This is a genomic window from Lachnoanaerobaculum umeaense, from assembly GCF_003589745.1.
GTDB classification, from domain to species: domain Bacteria; phylum Bacillota; class Clostridia; order Lachnospirales; family Lachnospiraceae; genus Lachnoanaerobaculum; species Lachnoanaerobaculum umeaense.
In genome coordinates, this window is the sequence record NZ_CP032364.1 from 1,445,441 (window position 1) to 1,459,444 (window position 14,004).

Annotated in this window: 14 protein-coding genes; all 14 read right to left on the reverse strand. The window is 34.2% G+C overall.

What is annotated here, in order from left to right; translation table 11 throughout:
* The 14 genes from D4A81_RS06520 to D4A81_RS06585 all read right to left on the reverse strand — a co-directional run bounded on the left by D4A81_RS06520 (window position 1) and on the right by D4A81_RS06585 (window position 13,962).
* Window positions 1-672, reverse strand: a complete 672-nt coding sequence (locus tag D4A81_RS06520; protein ID WP_111524169.1) for a response regulator transcription factor — start codon at window positions 670-672, stop codon at window positions 1-3.
* A complete protein-coding gene (locus D4A81_RS06525) occupies window positions 653-1,282 on the reverse strand; it encodes a GTP pyrophosphokinase (protein ID WP_111524170.1) in 630 nt (209 codons plus the stop codon). Before D4A81_RS06525 ends, D4A81_RS06520 begins: the two co-directional genes overlap by 20 nt.
* Window positions 1,283-1,391: 109 nt before the next feature.
* Complete coding sequence (gene mgtE / locus D4A81_RS06530; RefSeq protein ID WP_111524171.1) at window positions 1,392-2,741, reverse strand: magnesium transporter; 1,350 nt, start codon at window positions 2,739-2,741, stop codon at window positions 1,392-1,394.
* A gap of 30 nt (window positions 2,742-2,771) precedes the next feature.
* Window positions 2,772-4,874, reverse strand: a complete 2,103-nt coding sequence (locus D4A81_RS06535; protein ID WP_111524172.1) for a polyribonucleotide nucleotidyltransferase — start codon at window positions 4,872-4,874, stop codon at window positions 2,772-2,774.
* 289 nt (window positions 4,875-5,163) lie between these two features.
* Window positions 5,164-5,430, reverse strand: coding sequence for a 30S ribosomal protein S15 (gene rpsO / locus D4A81_RS06540; RefSeq protein WP_009444716.1), 267 nt, complete (start codon window positions 5,428-5,430; stop codon window positions 5,164-5,166).
* A gap of 304 nt (window positions 5,431-5,734) precedes the next feature.
* Window positions 5,735-6,091, reverse strand: a complete 357-nt coding sequence (locus D4A81_RS06545; RefSeq protein WP_111524173.1) for a hypothetical protein — start codon at window positions 6,089-6,091, stop codon at window positions 5,735-5,737.
* A gap of 317 nt (window positions 6,092-6,408) precedes the next feature.
* Complete coding sequence (locus tag D4A81_RS06550) at window positions 6,409-7,392, reverse strand: diaminopimelate dehydrogenase (RefSeq protein WP_111524174.1); 984 nt, start codon at window positions 7,390-7,392, stop codon at window positions 6,409-6,411.
* Window positions 7,393-7,595: 203 nt separating this feature from the next.
* Complete coding sequence (locus D4A81_RS06555) at window positions 7,596-7,910, reverse strand: energy-coupling factor ABC transporter substrate-binding protein (protein WP_111524175.1); 315 nt, start codon at window positions 7,908-7,910, stop codon at window positions 7,596-7,598.
* Entirely contained in the window at window positions 7,910-8,662 is a 753-nt protein-coding gene (locus D4A81_RS06560) for an energy-coupling factor ABC transporter permease (RefSeq protein ID WP_111524176.1), read from the reverse strand. Before D4A81_RS06560 ends, D4A81_RS06555 begins: the two co-directional genes overlap by 1 nt.
* Window positions 8,663-8,688: 26 nt before the next feature.
* Window positions 8,689-9,534 carry an energy-coupling factor ABC transporter ATP-binding protein gene (locus tag D4A81_RS06565; protein ID WP_111524177.1) on the reverse strand — a complete coding sequence of 282 codons (846 nt, stop codon included), beginning with the start codon at window positions 9,532-9,534 and terminating at the stop codon, window positions 8,689-8,691.
* A gap of 16 nt (window positions 9,535-9,550) precedes the next feature.
* Complete coding sequence (cbiQ, locus tag D4A81_RS06570; protein ID WP_111524178.1) at window positions 9,551-10,366, reverse strand: cobalt ECF transporter T component CbiQ; 816 nt, start codon at window positions 10,364-10,366, stop codon at window positions 9,551-9,553.
* 589 nt (window positions 10,367-10,955) lie between these two features.
* The gene (locus D4A81_RS06575) at window positions 10,956-12,296 is read right to left on the reverse strand and encodes an FAD-dependent oxidoreductase (protein WP_111524179.1); all 1,341 of its coding nucleotides are present in this window, start codon (window positions 12,294-12,296) and stop codon (window positions 10,956-10,958) included.
* 85 nt (window positions 12,297-12,381) lie between these two features.
* Entirely contained in the window at window positions 12,382-12,840 is a 459-nt protein-coding gene (locus D4A81_RS06580) for a hypothetical protein (protein WP_162902558.1), read from the reverse strand.
* 192 nt (window positions 12,841-13,032) lie between these two features.
* Complete coding sequence (locus D4A81_RS06585; protein ID WP_111524180.1) at window positions 13,033-13,962, reverse strand: site-specific integrase; 930 nt, start codon at window positions 13,960-13,962, stop codon at window positions 13,033-13,035.
* Between the last annotated feature and the right edge of the window lie 42 nt (window positions 13,963-14,004).

A 14,004-nucleotide genomic window follows, 5' to 3' on the forward strand; every position in this document is an offset into this window, starting at 1 on the left:
TTACACCTCAACTAATTCAAAATCACTATTTTCTTCTCCCATAATATCAATGTTTGCATTGATTGCCTTAAGTTTTTTCTTTAAATAAGATATATATATCCAAACATACCCGGCATCAGAGTCTTCATCCTTAGACCATACATGATTATAAATGTAATCTGTTGACAATTTCTTATTTTTATTTAGCATAAGTACTTCCATAAGCTTGGTTTCCTTACCTGCCAAAATAATAGAATTCTTTGCCGACAATTCCTGTTCTGCTACATTCAGCTTCACACTTCCAAATGTAAGTATCTTTTCATTAAACTTTGTATCTATTCTTCGCTCAAGTGATCTTATCCTTGCAATCAATTCCTTTAGCTCAATTGGTTTCGTAAGGTATTCATCCGCACCCAAATCAAGTCCCGCAATTTTATCATCTACCTCACTCATTGCAGTGAGCATAATAACATATGTTGTATTACCTGATTCTCTTATGTTTTTCAAAACTTCCAGCCCTGTCATCTTTGGCATCATTATATCAAAAATCATCAAATCAAATATTCCTGTACTTGCATGTTCAAGTGCCTGTTCTCCATCAAATGCCTGTACAACCTCATATCCTTGTATTTTCAATGCCGTAGCATATGCCCTTGACAAAGCAAATTCATCTTCAGCTAACAATATTTTCATTATCTGACTCCTCTATTAATTTTTTTATAGTTTGCATATTTAAGTCACAGGATGCCAACTCATCAGCACATCTTTTCAGCTCTTTTGTAATCCTCTCATGATTGCCTATATTTTTCTTGTATTTCATCTGATGCTCAAGAGATGCCCATGAATCCATAGCTATAGTCCTTAGTTGAATCTCAATGTAATACTTTCCATTCTCATTATCTTCACAATCCGGATATTCTGTTACTATTTCAAGTATCATATGGTAGGAACGATATCCATTAGGCTTTACATTAAGTATATAGTCCTTTTCATCCACTACATTTATATTATTCATATTTTTAAACATACCTACAAGAGTGTATATGTCGTCAACAAAACCACATACAATTCTTACACCTATAGCATCCTTGATTTCCTTTAATGCATTATATGTAGTGGGCTCTATACCTTTTCTCTTACATTTTTCTATCATACTTTCATTTGTCTTTATTCTTGTAATAAAATGCTCAAAAAGTTTATATCCGGTTTTTTCTTTATATTCATCATTTAATATATTTACATCTCTTGAAAACATCTCCAGTATAATTCCCAAATATTTTTCATAGTTTCCATATATATTCATCACGTAAACTTCCTTTTTATCTTTATACAAATAGTTTAACATAAATAAGTGTATAAAGAATGAAAAAAGGCTAAACTTTTTATAGTTTAGCCAACGAAAATATTTAAATTTATTTTATATGTAATAGTTCTACAGCAATCTGGAAGTAAATAACCAAAGAGACCGCATCAACGATTGTAGTAATAAGCGGTGCTGCCATAATAGCAGGATCCAACTTAAGTTTTTTTGCTAATATCGGTAACATTCCACCAATAACTTTAGCTAAAAATACTGTGGCAAACAACGCCAATACAACTGTAAGAGCTACAACAGGCTGTCCCGGATACTGAATAACCAATCTTATAAAGTTCACAAGTCCCAGTATCAAACCTACGACAACAGATACTCTAGCCTCTTTCCATATAACTTTAAGTATATCTGAACTGGCAATCTCGCCTATTGTCATACCACGAATAATCATTGTAGATGACTGTGAACCTGCATTACCACCTGTGTCTGTCAGCATAGGAACAAATGAAACCAGAAGTGGCATTACCTGAAATGCATCCTCATACTTAGTAAGTATACCACCCGTAAGCATTGAACTAATCATAAGCACTAAAAGCCATGTGATTCTGTTCTTTGCAAGCTCCAATACACTTGTCTTTAAGTAAGGCTTCTCAGATGGGAGCATAGCTGCCATCTTCTCAAAGTCCTCTGTTGCCTCTTCTTCCATGACATCCACAGCATCATCAATGGTAACAATACCTACAAGTCTGTTTTCATGGTCAACTACAGGTAGAGATAACAAATCATATTTATTAAATAAATCAGCGATATCCTCCTTATCATCCGTGGTTACAGCCTTAATGACATTAGTATCCATAATATCTTCTATTTTGACATCATAGTCATTCATCAAAAGATCCTTGACTGTCACTACACCTTCAAGCATTCGCTTGGCATCCATAACATAACAGGTATATATAGTTTCCTTGTCATAACCATGCTTTCTTATATAGGCAAATGCCTCCTGCACCGTTATGTTCTTTTTTAATCCTATATACTCCGCAGTCATTATAGATCCTGCTGAGTTTTCAGGATATTTTAGGAATTCATTTATCTGTAATCTTGTACTTGGAGCAGCATTTTGTAAGACTCTCTTTACAATTGTTGCCGGAAGCTCCTCAAGCATATCTACAGCATCATCTACATACAACTCTTCAATTATATATGCCAACTCTTTATCTGTAATACTGTTTATTATATGTTCCTGAGTCTCTACTTCTAAACAAGCAAACACATCACTTGCAAGCTCCTTAGGGAGCATTCTGAAAATAATGATCTGTTTTTCAGAATCAAGCTCCTCTAAGAAGGAAGCAATATCAAACTCATTCATCTCGCAGAGCTCATCTTTTAATTGTCGGAACTGTTTTCTTGATACAAGATTAAATAATACTTCTTTTACATTCTCTTCCATAGTCCCACCTTTCTCTGCCAAAAATTATTATTATTCAAGATCTGAAGGCTTCATAGACAGATCTATTCTTCCCTTTACAGGATCAACCTTCAATACCTTTACTGTAACCTCATCTCCTATTTTTACAACATCTTCAACTTTTTCCACTCTCTTATCTGAAAGCTTTGAAATATGAACCATACCATCCTTACCTGGAGCTAATTCTACAAAGGCACCGAACTCAAGCATACGAACAACGCTACCTCTCATAATCATTCCGGCTTCAATCTCTATTGTTATACCTCTTATTATATCAATAGCCTTATCAATCATTGTCTGATCTGTGCCTGCAACTGATACCAATCCTTCTTCACTGATATCAATCTTTACTCCGGTATCTTCAATGATCTTATTGATCGTCTTACCCTGCTTACCTACCACATCACCAATCTTTGAAGGACTGATTTGGATCTGTGAAATCTTCGGTGCATATGGACTCAGTTCTTTTCTAGGTTCAGATATACATGGCTTCATACAAGTGTCCATGATGAAATTTCTTGCTTCATGACATCTTGCAATAGCACCTTTTACAATATCTTTTGTAAGTCCATGAATCTTAATATCCATCTGAATAGCTGTAATACCTGCATCAGTTCCTGTTACCTTAAAGTCCATATCTCCAAAGAAATCTTCCAGCCCCTGAATATCTGTAAGCAATACATAGTCATCATCAGAATCACCTGTTACAAGTCCACATGAGATTCCTGCTACCATCTTCTTTATTGGAACTCCGGCTGCCATAAGTGCCATACATGAAGAACATGTAGATGCCATAGAAGTAGAACCGTTTGACTCAAAAGTCTCAGATACAGATCTTATAGCATATGGAAAATCCTCAGGAGTAGGAAGTACAGGTATAAGTGCACGCTCGGCCAATGCACCATGTCCTATTTCTCTTCTTCCGGGACCTCTTGAAGGTCTGGTCTCACCTACTGAATAAGAAGGGAAATTATACTGATGAATATATCTCTTTGTAGTTTCTAAAAGATTAAGTCCATCAATCTTTTGTGCCTCTGCTAAAGGTGCAAGTGTAACTATATTACAGATCTGAGTCTGTCCTCTGGTAAACATAGCTGAACCATGTACTCTTGGTATAATATCTGTCTCAGCTGCAAGTGTACGAATCTGATTCATAGCTCTGCCGTCAGGCCTCTTCTGATCCTTTAAAATCATCTTTCTTACAGTCTTCTTCTGATACTGATAAATAGCCTCACCAAGTAGAGGTATCCACTCTTCTTTGTCTGCAAATGCTGCTTCAAGTCTTTGTGTGATTGCCTTTATATTTTCTTCTCTAACCTGCTTTTCATCTGTGAAAACTGCTACTTCCATCTCCTGTGGAGGTACGATTTCCTTAATAGCTGCTGTAAGCTCTTCAGGAATAACAAATGCTGTATAAGAATGCTTTTCCTTACCAACTTCCGCTACAATCTTATCAATAAATGCAATAATCTCCTTATTTACTGAGTCAGCTTTATAAATAGCCTCAATCATCTTTTCATCAGGTATTTCATTTGCACCTGCTTCAATCATTATTACCTTATCTCTTGTAGATGCTACTGTAAGCTTAAGATCTGATACAGCCATCTGCTCCTCATTAGGGTTTACCACAAAAAAACCACCTACCATACCGATCTGTGTTGTAGCACAAGGTCCATCAAAAGGAATATCTGATATCGCTGTTGCAATTGCAGAACCAAGCATAGCTGTAAGTTCAGGTGAACAATCAGGATCTACAGACATTACAAGATTGTTTAATGTAACATCATTTCTATAATCCTTAGGAAAAAGCGGTCTCATCGGTCTGTCTATAACTCTTGATGTAAGTATAGCATTCTCACTTGCCTTTCCTTCTCTCTTATTAAATCCTCCCGGCATTTTACCTACCGCATACATCTTCTCCTCATATTCTACTGAAAGAGGGAAGAAATCAATACCGTCTCTTGGCTTATCTGATGCTGTAGCTGTAGATAAAACTGTTGTATCACCATAGTGCATAAATGCAGCACCATTTGCCTGTGCAGCTACTCTCCCGATATCAACTCTGAGAGTACGACCTGCGAGTTCCATTGAATAACTTTTAAATTCCTTACTCATTTCATCTCCTTTTGGCTTGCCGATATTCGAGAAGGGCTCTTCTTGAAACATAAAAATATGAACTAGTGATAAAAACTAAAACAATGCTTTAATGCTTATCACTAGCTTCGGCTACAAGCCACTAATAAATTATAATAATATGTTAGAACATATTTGGTCACATAGAATAATTGGTTGCTCCAATATCTTAAAAAAGGTGGAGAAAAACTCTCCACCAATGATACGATAATCATACAAGGCTTTCAAAGAATTTTCCTTGAACGAAATCCTGAAAACTAAAGACTCTTTATTACTTTCTAAGTCCAAGTTTCTCTATAAGTGCACGATAACCCTCAAGATCCTTATTCTTAAGGTACTGTAAAAGATTTCTTCTCTTACCTACCATCTTCAAAAGACCTCTTCTTGAGTGATGATCCTTAGGGTTTGCCTTTAAATGCTCTGTTAATTCTGTGATTCTTGCTGTAAGAACTGCTATCTGAACCTCAGGTGAACCTGTATCTCCTGCTTTTCTTGCATACTCTTCCATGATAGCTGTCTTTTTCTCTTTTGTAATCATTTTCTTTCTCCTTTAAAAAATCTTACCGTATACATAAGGTAAGGTTGGAGTATCCATATCTCATGTATAGGCGTTACTACCCCAAAATAATAACAAAATCAAGTGGCAATGTCAATGGAAAATATCATAATACCCTCAATATTAAGCCATAAATGATAAAGTCCTGGTATACCACAAATAAAAACCCCCTGATTATCAACTGCCACAGTATATATTAAAAAGTTAAAAGCTCAAGAAGATACAAACCTTATCATTAAAGTACGATAAATAATGTACATTACAGAGCATTTTTAATATCATAAAACTATTTTTTATTTTTTAAATATGCACCAATCAGCTGTCCGGTTAAGCTTATCACAAAATACGCACCAACAAACATAAGAGATCCGGCCCCGAAAATAACCATATAAAACAACCCAAGAATGGCTACCCTCAATGCAAAGTACCATTGAAGATCATTATATATTGCAAATATTATTGACATAATAAGTATTATTAAAGGTGTGATAATAAGCCAAAAATATACTCCGATTATCATTCTGTCCGATGGATGATTTACCGGCAACACATACGCAAATAATGGCAGTACATAATATGTTACAGCTATTAGAATAGTATATTTATATTTATGAACCAGACATTTTTTCAAAAAATCTTCCATAATCGATCTCCATAATAATAAATCCTTTATTTTTTTAATAGAGCTATTGTATACCTACTTTTTCAATATATTATCTCTTATAGTGTAATTATAACACAATTATTCGCTGCTGTTTTATATTTTCTTTATAAGCACAAAAGCAAACTGTTCTAACAGACTGAAAATTCAAAGTATTTACATTATTTTTATAAAGTCAAATATTATTCTTAAGACATGAAACCACAATATTGCCATAAAAATACCGACCTACTAATCATTAGATTTTAGTCTAACTTTTGGAGGTCAGTACAATTAAACAGCCTGTTTTTCTATATATTTTATAATAAATGTGCACGCATTTCTTCAGCAGACATATCAAGAAGATATGCAGGTGCAATATCAAATACTGTATGAGCTCCTATCTTACCTTCCTTATGTAAACGATATACTGCTCTTGAATATGCAACTATTACAGAAGCTGTAAACTCAGGATTTGAATCGAGCTTTAAGCTATATTCAATAACATGATTATGCTCATTCTCCCAACCTGTCTTACCTGTTCTAATAACAAATCCACCATGTGGCAGTTTTGAATGATTTTTCTTCATTTCTTCCATAGAAATAAAATGCACTGTAGTATCATAATCTGCAAAATAATTTGGCATTGTCTTTATTTCATTTTCTATTCTTGCCTTATCAGCACTGTCCTCTACAACTACATAGCACTCTCTTGTATGCTTTTGCCTTGTAGTAAGATTTGGATTACTTCCACTTCTCACCTCCTCAAGAGCCTTGTCTACTGGAACTGTATACTGTCTGGCATCAACAACCCCATCTATTCTCCTTATAGCATCTGAATGTCCTTGGCTTACACCCTTACCCCAAAAAGTATAGTCACAACCTGTAGGAAGTATAGCATTTCCATAAACTCTATTTAATGAGAACATACCCGGATCCCAACCTGAAGAAATGAGACCAAAATGATGACTGGTCTTTGCAGCATCATCTACTCTTTCAAAATGCTGTGGTATATTTGCATGAGTATCAAAACTGTCTACAACATTAAAATATTTAGCATACTCAGGTGTTTGCTTTGGTAAATCAGTTGCACTTCCACCACAAAGTATCAAAACATCTATATCGTCTTGATAATTCAATATTTTATCAACATTCTCAACTTTAGCATCTGATGTAAGAATCTTTACACTTGAAGGATCTCTTCTTGTAAATACAGCTATCAGCTTCATATCCTTTGTATGTTTTATAGCACACTCGATTCCTCTTCCAAGGTTTCCATATCCCAAAATTCCTATTCTTATCATTTTCTCACCATCCGCCAGCCAAATAAATCAACCGGACAAATCCTTTCTTTGTTAATGCCACATACAAAGCCCTTATACTAAAAAAGATAGAATTACTCTAAGACTCATCTTTGAGCATTCTATCTTAAAATATGTATAATTCATAACGAACTAAGTTGTCAGCTGTATATATAATAATACTTTTTTGAAAAATTGCAAGTTAATTATTTGTTTTTATCTTCCTGTTTTTTTCTTTCAACAAATCTTCCCATATAGTAGGCTATGATTCCAACTCCTATACCGGTTTGCACACAGAACAAAAGACTTTCAACCTCTCCCGGCAGTTCCTTTCCTAAAACAGTCTCTATAATAGGATTAAACCATGGCTCATACTCTCCACCCTGTATTTCAGAAACCACTTCACTTCCTGCATCATCAGATCCACCAAACTCAGCATTCTTTAGCATAAACAAAGGTACAATAGCCATCAGTACCACTACTACAAGCAGACTTATCACAAGTTTTTTATTCCTTGACATTAATTACTACCTCCTTTTAAAAACCCTATTTCTCTAAGTTCAGATTCTGCATATGTTTTAAGACCAACCATTATAACTACTGTAAGCAATCCCTCTATTATAGCAAGTGGAAGCTGAGTAGGTGCAAATACAAGTAAGAACTTACCCGCAGAAGCCATTACTCCACCCTCCTGCATAGGATATGCAAAAGCAAGCTGGAAAGCAGTAACAACATAAGTAAGCAAGTCTCCTAGGAATGCTGCTAAGAATATTGAAACATTGTCATTTACTTTAGACTTTTTACAAATCTTATATACTATAAATGATACAAAAGGTCCTGCTATCGCCATTGAGAAGGTATTGGCTCCAAGTGTAGTAAATCCTCCATGTGCTAAAAGTAATGCCTGGAATATAAGTACTATTATACCAAGTATGCTTACTGCACTAGGACCAAAAAGAATGGCTGCAAGTCCTGTACCTGTCATATGTGAACAAGATCCAGTCACTGAAGGAATCTTAAGTGATGAAAGTACAAATACAAATGCACCTGACATAGCCAAAAGTGTTATTGATTTTCTATCGTTGGATATTGTCTTTTTAATTGAAAGATATCCCGCTATTAAAAATGGCAATGCTATAAGACTCCAGGCTATAACATGTCCAACCGGCAAAAATCCCTCCATAATATGCATTGCATTTGCAGTAAATGGCAGTGCAAAGCAAAATGCAAATATAATTGCCGGAGTAATAATAAGTTTCTCTTGATTTTTCATGAAATCCTCCTAAAAATTATTTTATATTAACTCAAGTCTTTTACCTGAGAAATAAACTTCTCTCGAAATTCATCTATATTCCTTGCCGCTATATCGTTTGCCTTAAAAACTGAATTTTGTCCAAGTATTTCAAAAACCTCAAGAAGTATAGGCTTCTTAAGATTTGCTCTTCGTAAAACCTCTTTATTAGAAAATACATCTATAGGATCTGAATCAGCTATTATATTTCCATCACAAAATACCACTATACGGTCTGCCCAGCGGAAAGCAAACTCCAAGTCATGTGTGGATATAACCAGAGTTTTTCTATCTCTATTTAATTTATCAATGACCTCTTCAAAAATAGCTGTATTTTTTGGATCAAGTGAGGCTGTAGGCTCGTCAAATATAATAATCTGTGAATCCATAGCAATAATATCAGCTATACTTACCCTTTTCTTTTCTCCACCGCTTAAGTAATGTGGTGGTCTATCTATCAGATGAGAAATATTCATATAGTTGAGTGAATCTAAGACTCTTTTCTCAACCTCCTCCTTGGATAGACCAAGATTTATAGGTCCAAAACTCACCTCAGCTCTTACAGTAGAAGCTATTATTTGATTGTCTGCATCCTGAAATACTATACCTACATTTTTTCTAAGCTCCTTTATAGAAGTCTTGTCTATCAACTTATCCATATAATACACATTACCGCTATTAGGCTTAAGTACACCATTTATATTTAAAAAGAAAGTTGATTTACCTGAACCATTCGCACCTAGAATAGCTAAGCGTTCACCCTCATATATATCCAACGAAACACCTTTTAACGCCTCATGTTCTTTAGTATAGGAATAATGCAAATTTTCTGCTTTTAAAATAATCTTTTTCATATAATAAATCCCTTAATCAAGACTGTGTAAAAGGAATATTAAACCTTTTAGTCATAGTCCATATAGCAAACATAACAAAAATATTTAAGATCGCTATAGCAATATTTTTTTTATCCAGCTTCTTTTCTTCCTGGAGAAATTTTAAATCTCCTTCAAAACATCTTGCTTCCATAGCTGTATAATAGGCATTGGCTTTTTTTAAAGATACCACCAAAATATTGCTTGCAATATTTCCAAAGCTTATAAAAGAAGCTCTAAGGTTATGATATCCCATCCTTGAAAGTGCAGAATTATGCATATTTATATAGCTTTCTATCAAAATAAATATAAATCTATATATAAGATTCATAAGTTCGATTATAAGTTTGGGTATATGCATATTTCTTAACGCATTAATTATCTCATATGGCATAGTCGATAGTATAAGGCTTTGCATAATACTTACACAGGCAAGTACCTTTATTATAAGTTTTGCTGTTTCTATAAGCTGCCCTCTTGATGTATAAATGTAAATCCCTAAAATTTTTATATAAAACTCACCACTATTCTCAAATGAAAATCCCAAAGCAATACCTATACTTGCAAGAATTATAAAACTAAGAGGTGCCATGAGTATGGAGATATACTCACTAAAATCCATTCCACCCAAGTTTACACTTATAAAAAACATCAAAAAAAATACATAGGTTGATACAAAAATATTATTAAACACTATTGTCAAAATCAGTGTTAACAGGGAAGATATAAGTTTAAATTCAGGATTTATATATTTAAGCTTTGAATGAAAAGCATATAAATCAATCGAAAAGTAACTACCATGTTGATGAGCCATATAAATTTCCTCAAAAAAATAACTGCCTACTTCAGTTTCATATGAAAATGATCCCAAATAAGACAGTTAATAATGTCAATATATTACACAATTAGAACAGCAAAATAAAAGTACTAAAAGCACCTCTACTTATCTAAAATATGTTGTAAAATGGCTGAAGTTTATAGGGATCGTAAAACTCAGTCTTCTCTACATGTAAAACAATATGAATCACATATACATAGATGTATCCTGACTTAAATTCTAATAAATTTTTATTAGAAGACCCAACCTTCCCATTTTATAAAACAGTGGTAAAAAAGAGTCTATTAATTATCACAGTAGCGTCCCTGTGCGGGATTCTCACCCAACTTCCTATGCAAAGCATAAAATCTATGTATCTTGTAAAAAGATTATCATAAGATTGTGTTAAAATCAAGCAAGACTAATAATTATGTTGATATAAATTCTTATGCTAAAAATTTTGCTTTGTATCACAAAGTCACTTTGGTACAATTTTTAATACAAACTTATTATTTTAAAAAGGCCCCTTATGATTTTATTTATCATAGGAAGCCTTTGACTTGATTTCTATTCAAATTATAATATATTATATTGCAAATAAGTCATTCAGACTTTCTGACATTGTAGGATGTGTAAATATAAAGTTTGCTATATCCTTTGCTTTGATGCCATTATCCATTGCAAGCTTTATAAAGTTGATCATTTCATATGACTCTTCACAGAAAAGCTCTGCACCTAAGATTGTGCCGTCTGATGTAACCAAAGCCTTTAAGAGTCCCTCAGTTTTCCTTAAAACCTTAGCCTTTGGAATAGCATTAGCACTAAGACTTAAAACTCTGTAGTCAAGTCCTGCTGCCTTTGCATCCTTTTCACTCATTCCAACTCTTGAGAATGGAGGATTAATAAATACTGAATAAGAGAAAGCCCCTCTATTTTCAGTAGTTCTCTTATCTTCTCCCATTATCTCATCCCAGATGATTCTACTGTCGTCGAGTGAAATATATGTAAACTGAAGCTTACCGCAAACATCACCTGCTGCCCAGATATTATCTGCAGTTGTTTTCAAATGCTCATCTGTCACTACTGCACCCCTATCAGTAAGTTTAACTCCTGCATTTTCACATCCAAGGTCGTCAGTATTAGGTCTACGACCTACAGCAAGTAAAATTGCATCAGAATCCAAAGTCTTTGCCTCTCCTGCAATCTCGTAATATAATTTGCCTTCTTCGGCCTTAGTTACCTTTGCACCTGTAACTATCTCTACACCCTTTGCTTCCAATACTTCACGTATAGCTTTTGCAATATCATCATCTTCTCTTGGTAAGAATACATCACCATCCTGAACTATTGTTACTTTGCTACCAAAATCTGCATACATAGATGCAAACTCCAGTCCAATATAACCACCTCCTACAATGGTAAGTCTTTTTGGTAATTCCTCAAGGTTCATAATAGACTCTGATGTATATACGCCTTTGCTGTCAGCTCCTTCAATCTTCGGTATTACAGTAACTGAACCTGTGTTGATAATAAACTTCTCAGCTTCAATTTCCACATTTCCGTCTTTAGTTGAAACAACTATATGGTGATTATCTTTAAATGATGCCGTTCCGTCAATAATCTCCACACCTGCGCTTGCTATCTTATCGTAATTTGCCTTATTAAGAGCAGCTATCAACTTTTTCTTTTCTACTACTGACTCCCTGTAATACTGTACTTTCTCCTCAAACTCCATATTTTGAGATTTAGATGCATCTGTTATAAGACGCTTTGAAGGAATACAGCCTACATTAATGCAGGTACCTCCATACATATTTTTATCTTTCTCAACTAAAGCAACACTTTTACCGGACTTACTAAACTTAGCCGCAAGAGTCTTTCCAGCCTTACCGAAACCGATAACAACTATATCATAATTAGCTTTCATAAGCTTTACTTCCTTTCAATTTGATTTTATATTATTATACACCTGATTTTATGCAATTGAAATACTTATATTTAATTTATATTGTCTATACTCCAAGTATATCTTCTTCACCTTTATAGACACAATACTCCATATCCCCACTGTTCCAGATATACATAATGGCTGATACTGTATTCTTCCCATCCTCCCAAAGCCATCCTGAATAAGTAGTTGAATTTTGAAAATAGCCTTCTGTAATAATCTCAAACTCAGAATTTTTATGAACTTCCATAAATTCCTTTAAAGAAATACTATTTCCCGTAAAACGTCCTTTCCCTAAAGTTTTATTAAAAATCAACATACTGCATAGGCTCAAATCGCAATCTTTAAAACAAACTTCACCTGTATATTCTCTTTCTTCATTATCGATATATCTAAATAATGTATCCAACCTTAGAGTAAGCATTTTATTATGGAATTTAAATTCCTTTACTCTGCTGCCGTTAAGGCTGAAAATGATATTGCTGTGCCTGTCATATATAAATTTATTTATATTTTTGTCCATAATTTACCCCTGAATGAATCTATAGAAGCAGAATTTTTTAATGCTACTGTCTACTTATCTTGAATCTGCAATGCCTTATAATTATTATACATTATTCTATTATATATTGGTTGTCGGAATTTAAATATACCATAACAGTCCTCCATCGGTCATAAAACTATATTACAGGCACTCCTATATGCAATACTTTCTTTACAAAAGATTTGAAAGTGACCTCATTACAAGGTCAATATCCTGATTTTCCAGCTCCTGTATTACATGTAAGTATGTTTTCTGAGTAGTAGTCATACTTGCATGTCCAAGTCTTCTCGCTACACTGGCAATAGATACTCCGGCATATAGCAAAATAGAAGCATGTGTATGGCGAAGTCCATGTACAGAAATAACAGGGATATTAACTTTTTTACAGTACCTCACCAAAATATCATTAACTGTAGAGTTATAAACCTTATTATCTCTTACAAATATAGGCTTATCTGCCGGAAGATCCTTTACAAGTGTGGCAAATTGCATCACCACCTGCCAGTCAATCTGTATCTTTCGCACCGATGATTTATTTTTTGTAGGAGAAAAACCACCACCTTCCTTATAATTCCATGTCTTATTAACTGATACAGTCTGATGTGCAAAATCAAAGTCATTTGGTGTAATTGCAAGACCTTCTGAAAATCTCATTCCGGTCTTTGCCAAAAGTAAAATAAACCAGTCCCAACTCACCTCATCTTCAAGAGTCAAGCTCTTTAAAAGACTGTGAAGTTCAAACTGGTTCAAATACTTGATTTTCTTATTTGACGGAATCTTACCTTTGATAATAACCTTCCTGGTAGGATCCCTTGGAACAAGTCCCTCATCTACCGCATCCAGTATAGCTCCCTTTAACTGGTGGTGGAAATCCATAGTTGTCTGACGCTCATGCTCCTTGGCATAATCATTAATAATCTGTTGATATTCAACCCTTGAAATATCACATAAGCGAAGCTTTGGTGCCAGTTTTTCCACCCATATAAGACTCATCTTATACTTTGACAACGTTACATCCCTGATAGCACCTTCCTTATATATTGTTATCCATTCCTTATAAAAATCTTTCAATAAATCTGTTGATTGAAAATCCTTAGGCATATCTCTCCTTCCTACCGATGAAGGACCTGCCTAAGGATATTA

Bases quoted from the DNA above. Each gene is read 5' to 3' on its own strand.
- D4A81_RS06520 (WP_111524169.1), bottom strand. From the start codon at position 672: ATGAAAATATTGTTAGCTGAAGATGAATTTGCTTTGTCAAGGGCATAT.
- D4A81_RS06525 (WP_111524170.1), bottom strand. From the start codon at position 1,282: ATGAATATATATGGAAACTATGAAAAATATTTGGGAATTATACTGGAG.
- mgtE (WP_111524171.1), bottom strand. From the start codon at position 2,741: ATGGAAGAGAATGTAAAAGAAGTATTATTTAATCTTGTATCAAGAAAA.
- D4A81_RS06535 (WP_111524172.1), bottom strand. From the start codon at position 4,874: ATGAGTAAGGAATTTAAAAGTTATTCAATGGAACTCGCAGGTCGTACT.
- rpsO (WP_009444716.1), bottom strand. From the start codon at position 5,430: ATGATTACAAAAGAGAAAAAGACAGCTATCATGGAAGAGTATGCAAGA.
- D4A81_RS06545 (WP_111524173.1), bottom strand. From the start codon at position 6,091: ATGGAAGATTTTTTGAAAAAATGTCTGGTTCATAAATATAAATATACT.
- D4A81_RS06550 (WP_111524174.1), bottom strand. From the start codon at position 7,392: ATGATAAGAATAGGAATTTTGGGATATGGAAACCTTGGAAGAGGAATC.
- D4A81_RS06555 (WP_111524175.1), bottom strand. From the start codon at position 7,910: ATGTCAAGGAATAAAAAACTTGTGATAAGTCTGCTTGTAGTAGTGGTA.
- D4A81_RS06560 (WP_111524176.1), bottom strand. From the start codon at position 8,662: ATGAAAAATCAAGAGAAACTTATTATTACTCCGGCAATTATATTTGCA.
- D4A81_RS06565 (WP_111524177.1), bottom strand. From the start codon at position 9,534: ATGAAAAAGATTATTTTAAAAGCAGAAAATTTGCATTATTCCTATACT.
- cbiQ (WP_111524178.1), bottom strand. From the start codon at position 10,366: ATGGCTCATCAACATGGTAGTTACTTTTCGATTGATTTATATGCTTTT.
- D4A81_RS06575 (WP_111524179.1), bottom strand. From the start codon at position 12,296: ATGAAAGCTAATTATGATATAGTTGTTATCGGTTTCGGTAAGGCTGGA.
- D4A81_RS06580 (WP_162902558.1), bottom strand. From the start codon at position 12,840: ATGGACAAAAATATAAATAAATTTATATATGACAGGCACAGCAATATC.
- D4A81_RS06585 (WP_111524180.1), bottom strand. From the start codon at position 13,962: ATGCCTAAGGATTTTCAATCAACAGATTTATTGAAAGATTTTTATAAG.